The organism is Ensifer oleiphilus (assembly GCF_013371465.1).
GTDB classification, from domain to species: Bacteria; Pseudomonadota; Alphaproteobacteria; order Rhizobiales; family Rhizobiaceae; genus Ensifer; species Ensifer oleiphilus.
Genome location: NZ_JABWDU010000004.1, coordinates 301,446 through 321,193, shown reverse-complemented (window position 1 = coordinate 321,193; position 19,748 = coordinate 301,446). Strand labels below are relative to the sequence as shown.

The 19,748-nt window shown below is 62.7% G+C and carries 20 protein-coding genes; 15 read left to right on the top strand and 5 right to left on the bottom strand.

Going from position 1 to position 19,748, the window contains the following annotated elements; genetic code table 11:
- Positions 1 to 7: 7 nt before the first annotated feature.
- Complete coding sequence (locus HT585_RS19140) at positions 8 to 775, bottom strand: SDR family NAD(P)-dependent oxidoreductase (protein WP_176354466.1); 768 nt, start codon at positions 773 to 775, stop codon at positions 8 to 10.
- Between the two features lie 172 nt (positions 776 to 947).
- Here HT585_RS19140 and HT585_RS19135 point away from each other — a divergent pair, with 172 nt between their 5' ends.
- The 8 genes from HT585_RS19135 to HT585_RS19100 all read left to right on the top strand — a co-directional run bounded on the left by HT585_RS19135 (position 948) and on the right by HT585_RS19100 (position 9,388).
- Positions 948 to 1,712 (top strand): DeoR/GlpR family DNA-binding transcription regulator, encoded by a 765-nt coding sequence (locus HT585_RS19135; protein ID WP_176354465.1) that lies wholly within the window; start codon positions 948 to 950, stop codon positions 1,710 to 1,712.
- Between the two features lie 131 nt (positions 1,713 to 1,843).
- Complete coding sequence (gene glpD / locus HT585_RS19130; protein ID WP_176354464.1) at positions 1,844 to 3,361, top strand: glycerol-3-phosphate dehydrogenase; 1,518 nt, start codon at positions 1,844 to 1,846, stop codon at positions 3,359 to 3,361.
- Positions 3,362 to 3,413: 52 nt separating this feature from the next.
- Positions 3,414 to 4,484: an ABC transporter ATP-binding protein gene (locus HT585_RS19125; RefSeq protein WP_176354463.1), complete on the top strand. Its 1,071-nt coding sequence runs from the start codon at positions 3,414 to 3,416 to the stop codon at positions 4,482 to 4,484.
- A gap of 22 nt (positions 4,485 to 4,506) precedes the next feature.
- Complete coding sequence (locus tag HT585_RS19120) at positions 4,507 to 5,577, top strand: ABC transporter ATP-binding protein (protein ID WP_176354462.1); 1,071 nt, start codon at positions 4,507 to 4,509, stop codon at positions 5,575 to 5,577.
- A gap of 2 nt (positions 5,578 to 5,579) precedes the next feature.
- Entirely contained in the window at positions 5,580 to 6,446 is an 867-nt protein-coding gene (locus tag HT585_RS19115; RefSeq protein ID WP_176354461.1) for a carbohydrate ABC transporter permease, read from the top strand.
- A 20-nt stretch (positions 6,447 to 6,466) separates the two neighbouring features.
- Entirely contained in the window at positions 6,467 to 7,291 is an 825-nt protein-coding gene (locus tag HT585_RS19110) for a carbohydrate ABC transporter permease (protein WP_176354460.1), read from the top strand.
- 12 nt (positions 7,292 to 7,303) lie between these two features.
- On the top strand, positions 7,304 to 7,588 hold the full coding sequence (locus tag HT585_RS19105) for a DUF2160 domain-containing protein (RefSeq protein WP_176354459.1): 285 nt from the start codon (positions 7,304 to 7,306) through the stop codon (positions 7,586 to 7,588).
- A 78-nt stretch (positions 7,589 to 7,666) separates the two neighbouring features.
- Positions 7,667 to 9,388 (top strand): ABC transporter substrate-binding protein, encoded by a 1,722-nt coding sequence (locus HT585_RS19100; RefSeq protein WP_077502220.1) that lies wholly within the window; start codon positions 7,667 to 7,669, stop codon positions 9,386 to 9,388.
- Between the two features lie 103 nt (positions 9,389 to 9,491).
- Here HT585_RS19100 and HT585_RS19095 read toward each other — a convergent pair whose 3' ends face one another.
- Both HT585_RS19095 and HT585_RS19090 read right to left on the bottom strand, forming a co-directional pair.
- Positions 9,492 to 10,658 (bottom strand): MFS transporter, encoded by a 1,167-nt coding sequence (locus HT585_RS19095; protein ID WP_210270478.1) that lies wholly within the window; start codon positions 10,656 to 10,658, stop codon positions 9,492 to 9,494.
- A 158-nt stretch (positions 10,659 to 10,816) separates the two neighbouring features.
- Positions 10,817 to 11,182: an antibiotic biosynthesis monooxygenase gene (locus tag HT585_RS19090; RefSeq protein WP_176354457.1), complete on the bottom strand. Its 366-nt coding sequence runs from the start codon at positions 11,180 to 11,182 to the stop codon at positions 10,817 to 10,819.
- Between the two features lie 158 nt (positions 11,183 to 11,340).
- Between HT585_RS19090 and HT585_RS19085 the strand changes: the two genes are divergently transcribed.
- On the top strand, positions 11,341 to 12,252 hold the full coding sequence (locus HT585_RS19085; protein ID WP_176354456.1) for a LysR family transcriptional regulator: 912 nt from the start codon (positions 11,341 to 11,343) through the stop codon (positions 12,250 to 12,252).
- A gap of 15 nt (positions 12,253 to 12,267) precedes the next feature.
- On the opposite strand, the gene HT585_RS19080 is transcribed toward HT585_RS19085, so the two are convergent.
- Positions 12,268 to 12,681, bottom strand: coding sequence for a hypothetical protein (locus HT585_RS19080; RefSeq protein WP_176354455.1), 414 nt, complete (start codon positions 12,679 to 12,681; stop codon positions 12,268 to 12,270).
- Between the two features lie 343 nt (positions 12,682 to 13,024).
- Between HT585_RS19080 and HT585_RS19075 the strand changes: the two genes are divergently transcribed.
- The gene (locus HT585_RS19075; protein ID WP_176354454.1) at positions 13,025 to 14,509 is read left to right on the top strand and encodes a nucleobase:cation symporter-2 family protein; all 1,485 of its coding nucleotides are present in this window, start codon (positions 13,025 to 13,027) and stop codon (positions 14,507 to 14,509) included.
- A gap of 160 nt (positions 14,510 to 14,669) precedes the next feature.
- Entirely contained in the window at positions 14,670 to 15,581 is a 912-nt protein-coding gene (locus HT585_RS19070) for a DMT family transporter (protein WP_176354453.1), read from the top strand.
- Positions 15,582 to 15,651: 70 nt separating this feature from the next.
- On the opposite strand, the gene HT585_RS19065 is transcribed toward HT585_RS19070, so the two are convergent.
- Positions 15,652 to 16,080, bottom strand: coding sequence for a Fur family transcriptional regulator (locus HT585_RS19065; RefSeq protein WP_077502234.1), 429 nt, complete (start codon positions 16,078 to 16,080; stop codon positions 15,652 to 15,654).
- A 121-nt stretch (positions 16,081 to 16,201) separates the two neighbouring features.
- Here HT585_RS19065 and HT585_RS19060 point away from each other — a divergent pair, with 121 nt between their 5' ends.
- From HT585_RS19060 to HT585_RS19045, 4 genes are read left to right on the top strand one after another with little or no spacing between them, the layout of a single operon-like run.
- Positions 16,202 to 17,107 (top strand): metal ABC transporter substrate-binding protein, encoded by a 906-nt coding sequence (locus tag HT585_RS19060; RefSeq protein WP_176354452.1) that lies wholly within the window; start codon positions 16,202 to 16,204, stop codon positions 17,105 to 17,107.
- Positions 17,104 to 18,039, top strand: coding sequence for a manganese/iron ABC transporter ATP-binding protein (locus HT585_RS19055; RefSeq protein WP_210270477.1), 936 nt, complete (start codon positions 17,104 to 17,106; stop codon positions 18,037 to 18,039). Before HT585_RS19060 ends, HT585_RS19055 begins: the two co-directional genes overlap by 4 nt.
- The gene (locus HT585_RS19050) at positions 18,036 to 18,896 is read left to right on the top strand and encodes a metal ABC transporter permease (RefSeq protein ID WP_176354451.1); all 861 of its coding nucleotides are present in this window, start codon (positions 18,036 to 18,038) and stop codon (positions 18,894 to 18,896) included. The genes HT585_RS19055 and HT585_RS19050 overlap by 4 nt, the downstream gene beginning before the upstream one ends.
- On the top strand, positions 18,893 to 19,744 hold the full coding sequence (locus tag HT585_RS19045; RefSeq protein WP_176354450.1) for a metal ABC transporter permease: 852 nt from the start codon (positions 18,893 to 18,895) through the stop codon (positions 19,742 to 19,744). The genes HT585_RS19050 and HT585_RS19045 overlap by 4 nt, the downstream gene beginning before the upstream one ends.
- Positions 19,745 to 19,748: the final 4 nt, after the last annotated feature.

Genomic DNA, 19,748 nt, shown 5'->3' with positions numbered 1-19,748 from the left:
CATCCACTCACGTGATGAGCTGGCCGCCGTTGACCTCCAGCACCTGGCCGGTGATGTAGCCGGAAAGCGCATGGGAGGCGAGGAACAGATAGGCCGGCGCGCAATCCTCGGCGGTGCCGAGCCTGCCGATCGGGATGGCCTTGCGCGTCGCTTCCAGTTTTTCCGGTGACGAGTAGCGCTCGTGGAACTCGGTGGTGATGGTGCCGGGCGAGACGCAGTTGACCCGGATGCCCTCAGGCGCCAGTTCGCGCGCCAGCGCCTTGGAATAGGTGGAGACGAACGCCTTGGTTGCGGAATAGATCGCGGAGCCCGCGCTGCCACCGGTCAGGGCCGAAATCGACACGGTGTTGACGATTGCCGGGTGCGTGCCCTTCCGCAGCAGCGGCAGCAGCGCCCGCGTCATCTCGACGACCGATGTCTGGTTGAGCTGGACGACGGTGCGGTATTGCTCGTCCGTCAGCTCCGCGGCAGGAAAACGGCCAACCATGGTGCCGGCGTTGTTGACGAGGATATCGATGCTGTCGAACCGGCGACGGATCTCGTCCGCCAGCGCCTCGACTCCACCTTCAGCCAGGAAGTCGGCCGCCGCCACATGGGCCCGACCTTCGGTCGCCGCCGTCTCCAGAAAATCCGGCAGGTCGCCGACCGTGCGGCCGGCATGAACGAACACATGCGCGCCGCAATCGAGGAACTGGCGCGCCACCTCGAGGCCGATGCCGCGTCCGCCACCGGTCACCACCACAGTCATGCCTTTGAACAAGGCCGGATGAAACATGTCTTTTCCCTCTTCCCGTCACTGCCAAAGTCGCCTATCGCCGGGGCGATTGCAACGCGCGCAATTCACATGCGACGACGAAAGCAGATTCGCGACAAACGCCGATTTCTGAAATTGCGCAGCTTTCGTTTTTGCATATTATGAAAAAAAACGAAAACGGGGAGGTTTCGGAATGTACTTGACGGGGCGGCAGGCGGAGATCCTGGAACTGGCGAAGAACGAAGGACGCGTGCTCGTCGAGGAGCTGGCGCAGCGCTTTTCGGTGACGCCGCAGACCATCCGCAAAGACCTCAATGACCTCTGCGACGCCAAGATCCTCAACCGGATTCACGGCGGCGCGATCTTCCCGAGCGGCAAGGAAAACGTCAAATACGATGCCCGCCGCCAGATCGCCGCACCCGAGAAGCAGGCGATCGGCAGGGCGGCAGCAGCCCTCATCCCCGACAACGCCTCGCTGTTCATCAACATCGGCACGACGACGGAAGCCGTCGGCGAAGCGCTGCTCGACCACAAGGAATTGATGGTCATCACCAACAACATCAACGTCGCCAACCACTTGCGCGTCTTCCCATCGATCGAGGTAGTCATTACCGGCGGCGTCGTTCGCGGCTCCGACGGCGGCATCGTCGGAGAGGCGGCAGTGGACTTCATCAAGCAGTTCAAGGTGGACTTCGCCGTCATCGGCGCCTCCGCCATCGACAGCGACGGCGCCCTGCTCGATTTCGATTTTCGCGAAGTGAAAGTCGCCCAGGCGATCATCGCCAATGCCCGCCATGTCATCCTCGTTTCCGACTCGACCAAATTCGAAAGAACGGCCCCCGTTCGCATCGGCCATATCTCCCAGGTCCAGACCTTCATCACCGACCGCTGCCTCATTGATAACGTGCGGAAAATCTGCGCCGAGCAGGACGTTCGCCTGATCGAAACCGAGGCCTGAGAAACGCTTTTTTAGACGGTTCTGAGATTCGTCCAACATTCGTTTGACATTCGATATGTTTTCGCTTTAACTGATTTCGCTTTCGCGATTGCACCAATTTGTGCGTTGCGAAATGTGGGAGGGGAAAAGCAGTGGCAGAGCAGGCAATCTTCGACGTCTTCGTTATCGGCGGCGGCATCAACGGATGCGGCATCGCGCGTGATGCGGTCGGTCGGGGATATTCGGTCGCGCTTGCCGAGATGAACGACTTTGCCTCCGGCACGTCGTCCGGCTCGACCAAGCTCATCCACGGCGGCCTGCGTTATCTCGAACATTACGAATTTCGCCTGGTGCGCGAAGCGCTGATGGAGCGCGAAGTGCTCTGGGCGATGGCGCCGCACGTCATCTGGCCGATGCGGTTCGTTCTGCCCTATCATAAGGGCGGCCCGCGCCCGGCCTGGCTCATCCGCCTCGGCCTGTTTCTTTACGACCATATCGGCGGCCGCAAGCTGCTGCCGGCGACGGCGACGCTCGACATGACCCGCGATCCGGCCGGAAAGCCGTTGAAGCGGCTGTTCACCAAGGCATTCGAATACTCCGACGGCTGGGTCAACGACGCCCGGCTGGTCGTGCTCAATGCCCGAGATGCAGCCAACCGCGGCGCCAGGATCATGGCGCGCACCCGGGTGATCTCGGCGAAACGCGACAACGGCACATGGACGATCGAAACCGAAGATACCACGACTGGCGAGCGCCGGCAGACGCGAGCGCGCATGCTGGTCAATGCCGCGGGCCCCTGGGTCGATGCGGTGCTCGCAAGTGCGCTCGGCAAGAACGACGTCCACAACGTGCGCCTGGTCCAGGGCAGCCACATCGTCGTGCGCAAGAAGTTCAACGACCCGCGCGCCTACTTCTTCCAGAACCCGGATGGCCGGATCATGTTCGCCATCCCCTATGAAGACGATTTCACGCTGATCGGCACCACCGATCGCGACTATACCGACAACCCGGCAGATGTGCGCATCAGCGACACGGAGGTCGACTATCTCTGCAAGGCGGCGAGCGAGTATTTCCTTGAGCCGGTGGAGAAGGACGATATCGTCTGGACCTATTCGGCCGTCCGCCCGCTGTTTGACGATGGTGCCAGCAAGGCGCAGGAGGCGACCCGCGACTACGTTCTTCGTGTCGAGGGCGACAAGGCGACGGCACCGCTGCTCAATGTCTTCGGCGGCAAGCTGACGACCTATCGTCGCCTGAGCGAATCCGCACTCGAAAAGATCGGCGAAGCCATTGGCGTCAAAGGTGCCAAGTGGACGGCCGGTTCGAGCCTGCCGGGCGGTGATTTCCCCGCCAAGGGCTATGCCGACGAGGTCGCCAAGCTTCACAAGAAATACCCCTTCCTTGCCGCCGGCCATGTGCGCCGGCTGGTCCGCCTCTACGGCACGCGCGCATCCGCGCTGCTCGGGCAGGCTTCGAACGAGGCTGGCCTTGGGCGCCATTTCGGCGCCGACCTCTATGAGGCGGAAGTGAAGTGGCTGATCCGCGAGGAGTGGGCCCGGCACGCCGAGGACGTGCTGTGGCGGCGCACCAAACTGGGATTGAAGCTGACGCCCGGAGAGGCGGCGGCACTGGAGGAATACATGCGGGGCGCGGCGAACGCCGCCGCCTGAGGATCCCCGCATACTGGAATGCCGATGGCTGGGTGGAACACCGGAGAATTCAATGCTTGAAATGAAGAAGATATCCAAGGTCGTGGGCGGGGAGACGCATATCTACCCGACCGATCTTGTGCTGCAGAGGGGGACGCTCAACGTGCTGCTCGGCCCGACCCTTTCCGGCAAGACGTCGCTGATGCGGCTGATGGCCGGCCTTGACAAGCCTGCCTCCGGTTCGTTGATCTTCGACGGCACCGACGTGACCGGCCTGCCGGTCCAGAAGCGCTCCGTGGCCATGGTCTACCAGCAGTTCATCAACTACCCGTCGATGACCGTCTACGACAACATCGCCTCGCCGATGCGCATCAAGGGTTCGGACGCTGCCACGATCGACCGCGAGGTGCGCAAGGCCGCCGAATTGCTGAAGCTCACGGCCTATCTCGACCGCACGCCGCTCAGCCTGTCCGGTGGCCAGCAGCAGCGCACGGCGCTGGCGCGCGCCATCGTCAAGAATGCCGATCTCGTGCTTCTCGACGAACCGCTTGCCAACCTTGACTACAAGCTGCGCGAGGAGCTGCGTGAGGAACTGCCGAAGATCTTTGCGGCGTCGGGCGCGATCTTCGTCTACGCCACCACGGAACCATCGGAAGCGCTGCTTCTCGGCGGATACACGGCGGCGCTCAGCCAGGGCCGCATCACCCAGTTCGGCAAGACCATCGATGTCTACCGTCGCCCGGTCGACCTAGTGACGGCACGCACCTTCGCCGATCCGCCGCTGAACACGATCGAACTCATCAAGTCGGGCTCGATCTTCACGTTCGACGGCAAGCACGTTCTGTCCGTTCCCGCCCACCTTTCGGCGCTGCCGGACGGCCCCTGCACGGTCGCCTTCCAGCCGCACCACCTTTCGTTCGGCCGTCCCTTCGATGGCGCGACGCCGCTGACGGTCAAGACCGCAATCTCTGAAATCGCAGGCTCCGAAAGCTTCATCCACGTCGGCTTTTCCGGTGCGCGCTGGGTCATGCTGGCGCCGGGCATCCACGACATCGAACCGGACGCAACCCTCGAGGTCTTCGTCGATATCCGCCACCTGATGGCCTTCGGGCCGGATGGGCGGGCGATCGGCGAAACGGCCTGAGGAGGCGCTGGGAGGAAAGACAATGGCACGCATCGATCTCGAACATATCCGCCACGCCTATGGCGCCAAGCCGAAGTCGGAAAACGACTATGCGCTCAAGGAAGTGCACCACGAATGGAACGACGGTGGCGCCTATGCGCTGCTCGGACCGTCCGGCTGCGGCAAGACCACACTGCTCAACATCATCTCCGGCCTGATCAATCCCTCGGAGGGACGCATCCTCTTCGACGGCAAGGATGTGACGCATCTGTCCACCCAGGACCGCAACATCGCCCAGGTGTTCCAGTTCCCCGTGATCTACGACACGATGACCGTCTACGACAATCTCGCCTTTCCGTTGCGCAACCGGCATGTGCCGGAGACCGAGGTCGACCGCCGCGTCAAGGAGATCATCGAGATGATCGGGCTGGGCGGCTGGGCGGGCAAAAAGGCGCAAGGCCTGACGGCCGACCAGAAACAGAAGATCTCGCTCGGTCGCGGCCTTGTGCGCTCCGACGTCAGCGCCATCCTGTTCGACGAGCCGCTCACCGTCATCGATCCGGAAATGAAATGGGTGCTGCGTTCGCAGATCAAGCGGCTGCACAAGCAGTTCGGCTTCACCATGGTCTATGTCACCCATGACCAGACCGAAGCGCTCACCTTCGCCGACAAGGTCGTCGTCATGTATGACGGCCAGATCGTGCAGATCGGCACGCCCGCCGAATTGTTCGAAAGGCCGCGCCACACCTTCGTCGGTTATTTCATCGGTTCGCCGGGCATGAACGTTCTGCCGGCAAAAATCGACGGCAGCACCGCGACGGTCGGCGGCGAGAGCATTGCGCTCAACTTCCGGCCCGAGATCAAGTCCGGCGCCAAGACCGAACTCGGCATCCGTCCGGAATTCGTGTCGATCGGCCGCGAAGGCATGCCGGTCGCGATCACCAAGGTCGAGGATATCGGCCGCCACAAGATCGTGCGCGCCCGCTTCGCCGACCAGCCGATCTCGATCATCCTCGACGAGGATGGCGACATCCCTGCCGATCCACGCATCGCCTTCGAACAGAAGGCCATCAACATCTACGCCGATTCCTGGCGCGTCGGCGGGGAGGCCTGATCATGGAAAAGACCTGGAACAACAAAGCCTGGTTCATGGTCCTGCCGGTGCTGGTGCTCGTCGCCTTCTCGGCGGTGATCCCGCTGATGACCGTGGTCAACTATTCGGTTCAGGACACCTTCGGCAACAACGAGTTCTTCTGGGCCGGCACCGACTGGTATGTCGAGGTTCTGACTTCCGACCGGTTCTGGGACGCACTCACCCGCAACCTGATCTTCTCAGCAATCATCCTTGCGATCGAAATCCCGCTCGGCATCATCATCGCGCTCAACATGCCCAAGAAGGGTCTCGGCGTGCCGGTCTGCCTCGTCCTGATGGCGCTGCCGCTATTGATCCCGTGGAACGTCGTCGGCACCATCTGGCAGGTCTTCGGACGCGTCGACATCGGCCTGCTCGGGCACACGCTGGAAGCGCTGGGGATCAATTACAACTACGTGCAGAACCCGATCGACGCCTGGGTGACGCTGATCGTCATGGACGTCTGGCACTGGACGAGCCTCGTCGTGCTCCTGTGCTACGCCGGTCTCGTGTCGATCCCCGACGCCTACTATCAGGCCGCCAAGATCGACGGCGCATCGCGCTGGTCCGTCTTCCGCTACATCCAGCTGCCGAAGATGAAGCGCGTGCTTCTGATCGCCTTCCTGCTGCGCTTCATGGATAGTTTCATGATCTACACCGAGCCCTTCGTCGTCACCGGCGGCGGCCCCGGCAACTCCACCACCTTCCTGTCGATCGACCTCGTCAAGATGGCCATCGGCCAGTTCGACCTCGGTCCGGCGGCCGCCCTATCGATCATCTACTTCCTCATCGTCCTGCTGCTCTCGTGGATCTTCTACACCGTGATGACCACAAGCGACGCGCAGAGCTGAGCCGGAAGGGAGGAAAAACCATGACCGCTACAACACAACCCCTGTCGCAACGCCTCTCCTGGCTGATCCCGACGGTCTACATCCTGTTTCTGCTGCTGCCGATCTACTGGCTGGTCAACATGAGCTTCAAGGAGACGAGCGAGATCCTCAGCACGTTTTCGCTGTGGCCGCAGAACCCGACCTTGCGGAACTACACGGTGATCTTCACCGATCCGTCCTGGTATAAGGGCTACATCAACTCGATCATCTACGTCGTCATGAACACGGTGATCTCGGTGGGAGCTGCACTGCCGGCGGCTTACGCCTTCTCACGTTATCGCTTTCTCGGCGACAAGCACCTGTTCTTCTGGCTCTTGACCAACCGCATGGCGCCGCCGGCCGTTTTCGCCCTGCCGTTCTTCCAGCTCTACTCGGCCTTCGGTCTTATCGACACCCACATAGCCGTGGCGCTGGCTCATTGCCTGTTCAACGTGCCGCTGGCGGTCTGGATCCTGGAAGGCTTCATGTCCGGCGTACCGAAGGAGATCGACGAGACCGCCTATATCGACGGCTACTCGTTCCCCCGCTTCTTCCTGAAGATCTTCACGCCACTGATCGCGTCCGGCATCGGCGTCGCGGCCTTCTTCTGCTTCATGTTCTCCTGGGTCGAACTGCTGCTTGCCCGCACGCTGACCACCACGGACGCCAAGCCGATCGCCGCGATCATGACCCGCACCGTTTCCGCCTCCGGCCTCGACTGGGGCGTGCTGGCGGCAGCCGGCGTGCTCACCATCATCCCCGGCGCGCTCGTCATCTATTTCGTGCGCAACTACATCGCCAAGGGCTTTGCCCTGGGCCGCGTCTAAAGGAGCTTCGTCATGAATTTCTCATGGATGGCATGGACGCTGCCGACGGCGCTGTTCTTCATCACCATCGCCCTGCTGCTCGTCGGCATGGGCATCTGGGAATACGTCTCGCCGGGCGGCAACCCGCGCATCGGCATCCTGCGCTTCGAGACGACGCGCGGCGACAGGCTTTTCGTATCGCTGCTCGGCAGCGCCTTCATTCACCTCGCGTGGCTCGGCTTCGGCGGCGGACAGCACCTCTGGTGGGCGCTGGCGCTCTCCGTCGTCTATGCCGTCGGCGTCTTCCGCTACGTCTGAGGCGATCGAACTGGGAGGTCCGGGAGGGCCTTCCGACACTGCAATGAACGCAATCGCAAAACCCAAAGGGAGGAAAATATGCGACGGCACCTTTTCACGACGACAGCGGCGGTGCTGCTGGCTCTTACCGGCACGGCATTCGCCGGCATGGACGAGGCAAAACAGTTCCTCGACAAGGAAGTCGGCGATCTCTCCACGCTCGACCGCGCCGGCCAGGAAGCGGAAATGCAATGGTTCGTCGATGCCGCCAAGCCGTTTGCCGGCATGGACATCAAGGTCGTTTCCGAAACGCTGACCACGCATGAATACGAATCCAAGGTGCTGGCGCCCGCCTTCACCGCGATCACCGGCATCAAGATCACCCACGACCTCATCGGTGAAGGCGACGTCGTCGAAAAGCTGCAGACGCAGATGCAGTCCGGCGAGAACATCTATGACGCCTATGTCAACGACAGCGACCTGATCGGCACCCATTGGCGCTATCAGCAGGTTCGCAACCTCACCGACTGGATGGCCAACGAAGGCAAGGACGTCACCAACCCCGGCCTCGACATCGCCGACTTCATCGGTACGTCGTTCACGACCGCACCGGACAAGAAGCTCTACCAGCTTCCCGACCAGCAGTTCGCCAACCTCTACTGGTTCCGCTACGACTGGTTCAACGACGAGAAGAACAAGGCCGATTTCAAGGCGAAGTATGGCTACGACCTCGGCGTGCCCGTCAACTGGTCTGCCTATGAGGACATCGCCGAGTTCTTCACCGGCCGTGAGATCGACGGCAAGAAGGTCTATGGCCACATGGACTACGGCAAGAAGGACCCGTCGCTCGGCTGGCGCTTCACCGATGCCTGGCTGTCGATGGCCGGCAACGGCGACAAGGGCATTCCGAACGGCCTGCCGGTCGATGAATGGGGCATCAAGGTCAACGAAAAGTCCCAGCCGGTCGGCTCGTGCGTCGCCCGTGGCGGTGACACCAACGGCCCGGCCGCAGTCTACTCGATCGCCAAGTATCTCGATTGGCTGAAGGCCTATGCTCCGCCGGAAGCCCAGGGCATGACCTTCTCCGAATCCGGTCCGGTCCCGGCCCAGGGTGCCATCGCCCAGCAGATCTTCTGGTACACGGCCTTCACCGCCGATGCCGTCAAGAAGGGCCTGCCTGTTGTCAACGAGGATGGCACGCCGAAGTGGCGCATGGCTCCCTCGCCGCACGGCGTCTATTGGAAGGACGGCATGAAGCTCGGCTATCAGGACGTGGGTTCCTGGACGCTGATGAAGTCGACGCCGGAAGACCGCGCCAAGGCCGCATGGCTCTATGCGCAGTTCGTGACGTCGAAGACCGTGGACGTGAAGAAGAGCCATGTCGGCCTGACGCTCACCCGCGAATCCTCGATCCAGCACGAAAGCTTCACTAAGCGCGCGCCAGAACTCGGCGGTCTGATCGAGTTCTATCGTTCGCCGGCCCGCGTTCAGTGGTCGCCGACGGGCACCAACGTTCCTGACTATCCGAAGCTGGCTCAGCTTTGGTGGCAGGCCATCGGTGACGCCTCCTCCGGCGCCAAGACACCGCAGGAAGCGATGGACTCGCTGTGCGCCGAGCAGGAGAAGGTGCTTCAGCGCCTCGAACGCGCCGGCATCCAGGGCGAAATCGGTCCGAAGCTCGCCGAGGAACACGACCTCGAATATTGGAACAAGGATGCCGTTTCCAAGGGCAACCTCGCTCCGCAGCTGAAGATCGAGAACGAAAAAGAAAAGCCGATGACCGTCAATTACGACGAACTGGTCAAGAGCTGGCAGAAGTAACAACTCCGAGGACGGCGGCCGCCCGTGCAAACGGGCGGCCGAAGATCAGGAGATGCGGCACCGGGGTCGGCAACGGCCCCGGTTTTTTCATGCCTGCAGATCGTCAGCGCGAGCGCGGAGGAAATCCTTGCCGCCCAAGCAAGGCCACGACCAAGGCCGGGAGCAGGATTGCCAGCACGACGACGGGAAGTATCGCCGCGCCGGCACTCTCGAGCAACAGTCCGCCCGCCAAGCCGCCGCCGGCCATTGCTGCATTCCAGGCGGTGACGATCATCGACTGCGCCGCATCCGCTTCCCCGCCCGCCGCCTTTGCAGACGCGGTCTGGAACAATGTCGGCGCACCACCGAAGGCCACACCCCAGGCGACGACGCCGAGATAGATCGCCGCCGGTACGCCCCCGAAGGCCGCAAGCAGCAGCGATGCGGCTGCAAACAGCGCCGTGGTCGCGAGCACCATCAGGCGCAGATGCCGGTCGACCAAGGCCCCAGTGACCGGAATGACGGCCAGCGAAGAGAGGCCGAAGACAAGCAGCACTCTGTCAGCTGCCGCATCCAGACCTGACGGCTGCAGGAACGGCACGATATAGGTGTAGAGCGCATTGTGGGCGAGAACGACGGCGAACATCACGAACAGGACCGGTCGGATCCCAGGTAGCCGGAAAACCGACGAAAGCGCCAGGCGTCGCTCGGTGCGCTGCCCGGGAAAGTCGGGCAGCGCCCGCAGGATCCAGCCGATCAGCAGAAGTGTCGCGATGCTGAGGAGGCCGAAGGTCAGGCGCCAGCCGGTCACGGCGCCGAGCAGCGTTCCGGCGGGAATGCCGACCGACAGCGCCACCGGTGCGCCGAGCATGGCAATGGCAATCGCCCGTCCTTGATGTTGCGGCGCCACCATGCGGCTGGCGTAGCCGGCTGCGAGCGCCCAGAGCAACCCGGCAAAGACACCGGCAAGGAAGCGCGCCGCCATGATCAGCGCATAGTCTTTCGAAAGCGCGGTGATCGTGTTGACGATGGCAAACCCGGCGATTGCCGCAACCAGCAGCGGCCGCCGACGCCAGGTCCTCGTCAGCGCCACGAGCGGGATAGCGGCAACGAGTGAACCGATCGCATAGGCCGTCACCATCTGCCCGGCCAGCGACTGCGAAACGCCGAGGTCGGCGCTGATCTGCGAGAGCAGCCCCGCCGGCAGCGCCTCGGTGAGGATGGTGATGAACCCGGCGCTTGCAAGTGCCAGCAGCGCAGATAACGGCAGCCGAGTGCCGGAGGCCGGCATGGATAATGTATCCTGCGGAGGTGAAAGCGCGCAGTCGTTGGGTTGCATGGAATCTATCTCTCGGTCTCACCCGACGGAATGTCGGTCTCAAGGGCAATGGCGGAAAGGATGCGCGCGCAAGGCGTTCGCCGCCGGCCGAAGGCGGGCGGCGATCTGGCCTAGGCCGATGCCGCGAGTGCTGCACGCTTGGGCAGCACCAGATCATCGACGCGATAGGTGTGGAACTCGCAGGTCGAGACCGCATCCAGCGCCCTGAATTTTTCAAGGAAGACCGCGTCGGTGAAGAACTCCTCGACATTTCCTTCGCCGGCTATCGCTTCGATATTGACCACCGTCTTGCCATCGGTGCTCTTCGCAAGATTGCTCCAGAGAAAGCCCTCCTTGCGCTCGGCGACATAGTTGACCACGTCCTGGATCAGGCGAAACGCCTCTTCCTGTTTGCCCTGGTGCGCGTGGATGACATTGACGATGAAGACGGTGGGCTCCGGATCCCGATGGAAACCGGCCAAAGGTGCCTGCTGCATGTTTTCTCCTTCTTTCGCCGACGGAGTTGTCGCGCGGCGAACGCGCTGCCTCGGCCAGGCGGACTATGACGAGCTTCCAATCAGAGAAAAATGCGCTACAGCTCCGAAGATATCGGACAAAAACATCCACAATCGCGCGAGACGGACGAGGACGGAAAATGGACAGCCTTGGGGCACTCAATGCATTCGTGCAGGCGGCAGACGCCCGCAGCTTTACCGAGGCTGCAGCCCAGCTCGGCGTTTCCCCCTCCGCCGTCGGCAAGGCGATTGCACGTCTGGAGGAGCGCTTGAGCGTTCGCCTCTTTCATCGCAGCACCCGCAGCGTCACGCTGACGCCGGAGGGCACACTGTTTCTCGAACGCTGCCGGCGGATCTTTTGCGAGATCGAAGCGGCCGAGGCCGAGCTGGTGCAGAGCCAGGAGGCGCCGCGCGGCAAGCTGCGCGTCAGCCTGCCGATGGCCGGTATGCTGCTGATGCCGACGCTTGCCGCCTTCATGCGCGCCTATCCGCAGGTCGAGATCGATCTCGATTTCTCCGACCGCATGGTAGACGTCATCGAGGAGGGCTTCGATGCCGTGATCCGCAGCGGCCAGCTCGGCGATTCAAGGCTGATGACGCGCCAACTCGGTACGTTCCACCCCTACCTGGTTGCTTCACCCGCCTATTTCGAGCAACACGGCGTGCCGGAGACGCCGGCGGATCTTGAACGCCATTATTGCCTGCATCACCGCTTTCCTTCGACAGGCAAGCTCGAACCCTGGCCGTTGGTGAAGGATGACGTTGCACTCACGGTCGATCTGCCGGTAACAGCCGTCTCAAATGCGCTGGAGCCGCTGATCCACATGGCCGAGGAGGGGCTCGGCATCGCCTGCCTTCCGGATTTCACGGTCAGGCGACAGCTGCGAGAGCGGACACTTGTACCGGTTCTCGAAAACCAGCTGCGCCGTTGCGGCACCTACCGGATCCTCTGGCCCTCGAGCCGGCATCTCGCGCCGAAACTGCGCGTTTTCGTCGACTTCATGGCCGCCAATCTCTTCCCGGCAAATGGCGGCTCATCGAACCCAATCTAGCAGGAAACATCGGCCCTACGATTTCGCCAATACCCGGCGCGCGGTCTTGCCCGGTCGGTCCTTGTCGAAAATCGCCCGGATCGCCTGTTTCGTGCCGTCATCCATCAGCACGACCATGTCGAGGTAAAGCTGCTTGTCGACGATGACGAAGCGGACGTCGAACGGCTTGCCGCCATAGTGGCCGCGGGCCTTCTCGCTCCAGCGGCCGATGCCGTTCGCGGTCCCGGTGCGGGTCTTCAGGTCCGCATGGGCAAAGGCGAACCAGCCGCTGCTGGAAGACACTTTCAGGATCGGCCCGTGCTGCTTGATTGCCAGCCAGCAGCTGTCGCATGTGCCGACGTTCGACCCCATCTGCCGCCACTGCCCAGGGAACTCCTCGGTCTCGGCGTTGGCAGCAAACGGCCATAGAACGACAACAATCGCAATCATTGCGCCGACCAATCGGCGAAACGTGCCAGCAGGCGACGATGATTTCATAAACAGCAATCCCTTGGACAACCCGGAGGCGAGTGCTCGCCTTGATGCCGTTGGAGATTGCCTGCGCTTCATTGCGGCAACGTTGCATCTGTTTTGCCGTTTTCCGCCACTATTGCGGTCCGGTATTTCCCATTGTCGACACCCATTACCCTCGGATTCCCGAAAGTGTTTACTCCTGGGTTGTGCTTGCGGCATTCTGTCCCGACACCAAAGATGGCATTCCCCTGTCGAGAGACGGGGGATCCCTGTTGGAGGACGGGGAAGCGGACTGGTCGACGTGATGGGAGGAGTAACCATGAGCGACGCATCCAGCATACACCCGGTGGACGAGAAGCTGCCTGTCGGCAAGCTAGCGACCCTTGGGATCCAGCATGTTCTTGTCATGTATGGCGGCGCCGTCGCGGTTCCGCTCATCGTGGGCCGGGCGTTGCAGCTCAGCCCTCAGGATGTCGCGTTCCTGATTTCCGCCGATCTTTTCGTCTGCGGTCTCGTCACCATCATCCAGTCGCTCGGCATCACCCGCAGCGTCGGCATCCGCCTTCCCGTAATGATGGGCGTGACCTTCGCCTCCGTTGGGCCGATGGTGTCGATGGCGACGATGACGCCCGGCCACGAAGGCGCACGGCTGATCTTCGGCGCCATCATCGGCGCCGGCTTGGTGGCCCTGCTGCTCGCCCCGATCATGGGGCGCCTGCTCCGCTTCTTCCCGCCGATCGTCACCGGCACCATCATTCTGGTGATCGGCGTGACCTTGATGCGCGTCGGCGTCAACTGGATCTTCGGCAACCCCTTCGGCCCGACAGCGCCGAAGGTGGTCGATCCGGCCCACGCCGAATGGCTGGCCGAGTTGAAGAAGCTCGCGACCACAGGTGGCCCCGCCGTTCCCGATGGCGTCGTGCTCGGCGCCACGGTCCCCAACCCCATCTATGCCGAGCCAAGCCATGTGGGGCTCGCCGCCTTCGTGCTGATCTCCATCCTCGTCGTCGCGCGTTTCGGCCGCGGGCTGATCAGCAACATTGCGGTGCTGACTGGTATCGTCATCGGCTGCGTCTTTGCCGCCGGCCTCGGCATGATGCATTTCGACCGGGTGGCGGATGCCGGCTGGTTTGCCGTCGTTACCCCCTTGCGCTTCGGCATGCCGATCTTCGATCCGGTGCTGATCGCCACCATGTCGCTGGTGATGATCGTGGTGATGATCGAATCGACAGGCATGTTCCTGGCGCTCGGCGAGATCACCAACAGGGAAGTCTCGCAACAGCAGCTGACCGCCGGCCTTCGCGTCGACGGCATCGGCACGATGATCGGCGGCCTTTTCAACACCTTCCCCTACACCAGCTTCTCGCAGAATGTCGGTCTCGTCGGCGTCACCGGCGTCAAGAGCCGCTATGTCTGCGTCATGGGCGGCGCGATCATGATCGTGCTCGGCCTGATCCCGAAGATGGGCGCGCTGGTAGAGGCCGTTCCGACCTTCGTGCTCGGCGGCGCCGGCCTCGTCATGTTCGGCATGGTGGCGGCCACCGGCGTGCGCATCCTGTCGACGGTCGATTTCAAGTCGTCGCGCAACAACCTGTTCGTCGTTGCCGTCTCGGTCGGCTTCGGCCTGATCCCGCTGATCGCGCCAAACTTCCTGATGTGGATGCCGCATGCGATCCACCCGATCATCGAATCGGGCATCGTGCTCGCCTCGATCTCGGCGGTCGTGCTCAACGCCTTCTTCAACGGCCTGCACGTCGAGCGCTCCGCCTCGATCAACGCGGCAAAGCTCGCCGACAGCCACTGAGCCGGCTCAAGACCATCACGCCCCGGCCTTCGCAAGGAGGCCGGGGCTTTGCCGTTCTGGCGTCCGAAAAACTTCGACACTTCGATCGCGGGCGAAGCATCGGCGTGTGGCGGCACCCTAGAAAGGGGGCAACGAAAACGCACCGAAGGATCCGACCACCATGGCCAAGACCAATCTCCCCCTCGAGTTTCTGCTGCTCGCCTTGCTCGCAACGCTGTGGGGTGCGTCCTACACCTTCATCAAGATCGGCGTCGAAACCATCCCGCCGGTGACGCTGATCGCGGCCCGCACGCTGATTGCCGGCACCATTCTGCTCGCCGTCCTGCGCTGTCGTGGCATCAAGCTGCCCCGCGATGCGGCCACATGGAAACGCTTCCTGTTCCAGGCCTGCCTCAACAGCGTCGTCCCCTTCACCCTGATTGCCTGGGCCGAACAGACGATCGATGCCGGTGTCGCCTCGATCCTCAATGCCGCCACCCCGATCTTCGCCTTCCTGCTGACGGCGCTGATCACCCGCCACGAGGCCGCATCGGCACGGAAGCTGGTTGGTGTTGTGGCCGGCATGGCCGGCATCAGCCTGATCATCGGCGTCGAAGCCTTTGGCGGTCTCGGCGATCAACTGCTGCCGCAGCTTGCCGTGGTGTTCGCGACGGTCTGCTATGCGGGTGCCGCTATTTTTGGAAAGAATTTCCGGGGCCTCGACCCGATCGTGCCCGCCGCGGGCTCGCTTCTTGCCGGCGCCGTGCTTCTCATCCCGGCAAGCCTGGTGATCGACCAGCCATGGACGCTCGCGCCTTCCGCCCAGTCGGTGATCGCGCTCGTCTGCCTTTCCGTGTTCTCGACGGCGCTCGCCTTCGCCATCTATTTCCGGCTGATCCAGACGCTCGGCTCGGTGGGCGCCACGGCGCAGGCCTATCTGCGCGTGCCCGTCGGAGTGTCGATCGGCGTTCTCTTCCTCGGTGAACGGCTGTCGGACACGATCTGGATCGGCCTTGCCTGCGTCGTCATCGGCGTCGCCGCCATGACCATCCCGGCGCGCCGGACGAGAGCCGCCATCGCCGAACGCGGCTAGGCTTAAGCTAAAACACAAAAGGCACAGCGATCATCCGCTGCGCCTTTTCGACGTTACGAAGCAATGTGGCTCAGTCCTTGCGCTTGCGGCAATAAAGCTCGAGCCGATGGCGAACCAGGTCGTAGCCGAGTTCGGCGGCGATTTCCGCCTGCAGTTGCTCGATCTTGTCCGAGCGGAATTCGATGACAGCGCCGGTGTCGATGTCGATCAGGTGGTCATGATGCGGCGCATCGGCCGTCTCGAAACGGGCGGTGGCGCTTTCGAAGGCGTGGCGCTGCACGACGCCCTGTTGCTCCAGCGCCGATAGCGTCCGGTAGACGGTCGACAGCGACACGGTGGCATCCAGTTCCTTGGCGCGGCGGTGCAATTCGCTCGCATCCGGGTGGTCCTCGGCGGTTGCGAGGATCTTCAGGATCGCCGCACGCTGACGCGTCACGCGCACGCCGCCGTCCCGAAGCACGCCTTCCAGCTCTTCAACGCGATTCTTGTTCTGTTTCATGGCGCTACACTAGCCAAGGCCGGTTAGTTTGAAAATAGCCAGTTGCGAATGCTTCTCATTTGCATTGACTTATGCAAATCATTCCCCTACTCCTGTGCATGACAACATCGGGGAGTATGGAATGATCGATCAGACGAGACGCGCGATCCTGGTTGCAGCAACCGCATTGGCAGCCTTCGTGCTCGTTCCGGGTGCCGTTTCTGCGCAGGAAAAATTCAAGGCCGTCACGACGTTCACGGTGATTGCCGACATGGCCAAGAACGTCGCGGGCGACGCGGCAATCGTCGAATCCATCACCAAACCCGGCGCCGAGATCCACAACTACCAGCCGACCCCGCGCGACATCCTCAAGGCGCACGATGCCAAGCTGATCCTCTGGAACGGCCTCAACCTCGAACTCTGGTTCGAAAAATTCTTCCAGAATTTCGACGACGTGCCGGGCGTCGTGGTGTCTGCCGGCGTCGAGCCGATGGGCATTGCCGAAGGTCCCTATAGCGGCAAGCCGAACCCCCATGCCTGGATGTCGCCTTCGGCAGCACTGATCTATGTCGACAACATTCGCGATGCTTTCGTGAAGTACGACCCTGAGAATGCCGAGACCTACAAGGCCAATGCCGAAGCCTACAAGCAGAAGATCGAGGCGGCGATCGCCCCCATCCGGGCCGAGATCGGCAAGATCCCCGAGGACAAGCGCTGGCTGGTTTCGAGCGAAGGCGCTTTCAGCTACCTCACCCGCGACTTCGGCATGAAGGAGCTCTATCTCTGGCCGATCAACGCCGACCAGCAGGGCACGCCCCAGCAGGTGCGCAAGGTCATCGACGCGGTGCGGGCCCACAACATCCCCGTCGTCTTCTCCGAAAGCACGATCTCGCCCGATCCGGCCCAACAGGTGGCGCGGGAAACCGGCGCAAAATACGGCGGCGTGCTCTATGTTGATTCCCTGAGTGAAGCCGATGGTCCGGTGCCGACCTATATTGACCTCCTGCGCGTCACGTCCGAAACCATCGCGAAAGGCCTTTCGCAATGAACCTTCAGGTGAAGACCGGTGCCCGCCCCACTGCCGGCACCGGAGATGTTGGCAGCGGCATCCGCGTAACCGGCGCGACCGTGACCTATCGCAACGGCCACCGGGCGCTGCGCGATGCCTCCTTCGAGATCCCGACCGGCACGATCACCGCCCTTGTCGGCGTCAACGGCAGCGGCAAGTCGACCCTCTTCAAGGCGATCATGGGCTTTGCCCGGCTCGCCAAGGGCGAGATCTCGATCCTCGGATTGTCGGTGCCGGAAGCGCTGAAGAAAAACCTCGTCGCCTATGTGCCCCAAGCCGAAGAGGTCGACTGGAACTTCCCGGTGCTGGTCGAGGACGTGGTGATGATGGGCCGCTACGGCCACATGAACATGCTGCGCATCCCGAAGAAGGCCGACCATGAGGCGGTGGAGGCTGCCCTTGCCCGCGTCGGCATGAGCGACTTCCGCAAGCGCCAGATCGGCGAGCTTTCCGGCGGCCAGAAGAAGCGCGTGTTCCTGGCGCGCGCCCTTGCCCAGGACGGTCGCGTCATCCTGCTCGACGAGCCTTTCACCGGCGTCGACGTCAAGACCGAGGACGCCATCATCCGACTGCTGATGGGCTTGCGCGACGAGGGCCGAGTCATGCTGGTCTCGACCCACAATCTCGGCAGCGTGCCGGAATTCTGCGATCGCACGGTTCTCCTGAAGAACACCGTGCTCGCCTACGGCCCGACGGAAACGACCTTTACCCGCGAAAACCTTGAACTCGCCTTCGGCGGCGTGCTCCGGCATTTTGTGCTCGGCGGCGACAGCCTGCATGACGACGCCGATCCGCGGCAACTCTCCGTCATCACCGACGACGAGCGTCCGCTGGTGATGTACGGCGCCAAGGGGCAGATGGTGTCGCAACCGGCAAAGCCGGAGACCGACCCGGAGGCAGCAGGCAAATGATCGCCACGCTCCTCGAGCCCTTCACCTACAATTACATGGTCAACGCCATGTGGGTCAGCGCCCTGGTCGGCGCCGTCTGCGCCTTCCTGTCGTCCTATCTGATGCTGAAAGGCTGGTCGCTGATCGGCGACGCGCTCTCGCACTCGATCGTTCCGGGTGTCGCCGGTGCCTATATGCTCGGCCTGCCTTTCTCGCTTGGCGCCTTCTTTTCCGGCGGGCTTGCGGCCGGCGCCATGCTGTTTCTCAACCAGCGCACCCGGCTCAAGGAAGACACAATCATCGGGCTGATCTTCACCTCGTTCTTCGGCCTCGGCCTGTTCATGGTGTCGCTGTCGCCGACCTCGGTGAACATCCAGACGATCGTTCTCGGCAACATCCTCGCCATCACGCCTGCCGACACGCTGCAGCTTGCGCTGATCGGCATCGTCTCACTGGTCATCCTGACGGCGAAGTGGAAGGACCTGATGGTCACCTTCTTCGACGAGAGCCATGCACGCTCGATCGGCATCCCCACAACCTTCCTGAAGGTGCTGTTCTTCACGCTGCTGTCTGCCTGCACGGTCGCAGCCCTGCAGACGGTCGGCGCCTTTCTCGTCATCGCCATGGTGGTGACACCCGGTGCCACCGCCTACCTGCTCACCGACCGCTTTCCGCGACTGATCGTTATCAGCGTCGCGATTGGCGCGCTCACCAGCTTCTTCGGCGCCTATTTCAGCTACTTCCTCGACGGCGCCACCGGCGGCATCATCATCGTGCTGCAGACGCTGATCTTCCTCGTGGCCTTCGTCTTCGCACCGAAGCACGGCTTGCTGGCAGCCCGCCGGCGCAGCGCCGAAGCCCTGGAGGTCACGCCATGATTTCGCTCGACCTTCTGCTCGCCGTCTTCGAATTCGAGTTCATGCGCAACGCGCTGCTGATCTCGGTTCTGGTGGCGATCCCGACCGCCCTGCTCTCCTGTTTTCTCGTGCTGAAAGGCTGGTCGCTGATGGGCGACGCCATCTCGCACGCGGTCTTCCCCGGCGTCGTCATCTCCTACATCGTCGGCCTGCCGCTTGCGGTCGGCGCCTTTGCCGCCGGCATGTCCTGCGCGCTCCTGACCGGCTACCTCAAGGAAAACAGCCGCATCAAGCAGGACACCGTCATGGGCGTGGTGTTTTCCGGCATGTTCGGCTTCGGCCTGGTGCTCTACACCAAGATCCAGAGCGACGTGCATCTCGACCATATCCTCTTCGGCGACATGCTCGGCATCGGCTGGCCCGATATCATCGAGACGGGTCTGATCGCTTTGGTGGCAACGGCCATCCTGGCGGTGAAATGGCGGGATTTCCTGCTGCATGCGTTCGACCCGGCACAGGCCAAGGCCGTCGGCCTGCGCGTCAACTGGCTGCACTATGGGCTCTTGGCAATCCTGTCGCTGACGATCGTCGGTGCGCTGAAGGCCGTCGGCCTGATCCTCGCCATCGCCATGCTGATCGCCCCCGGCGCCATCGCGTTTCTCATTACCCGCACCATGGGCAGCATGCTCATCGTTGCCGTGCTGGTCGCGACCGTTGCCTCGTTCTCGGGCGTCTATCTCTCGTTCTTCATCGACAGCGCCCCGGCACCGACCATCGTGCTCTTGATGACCGTGATCTTCCTCGCCGCCTTCCTGTGGTCGTCCTGGCGGACGGCCCGCATCGAGGCGCAGCGGACGACGGTTGAATGAGCCA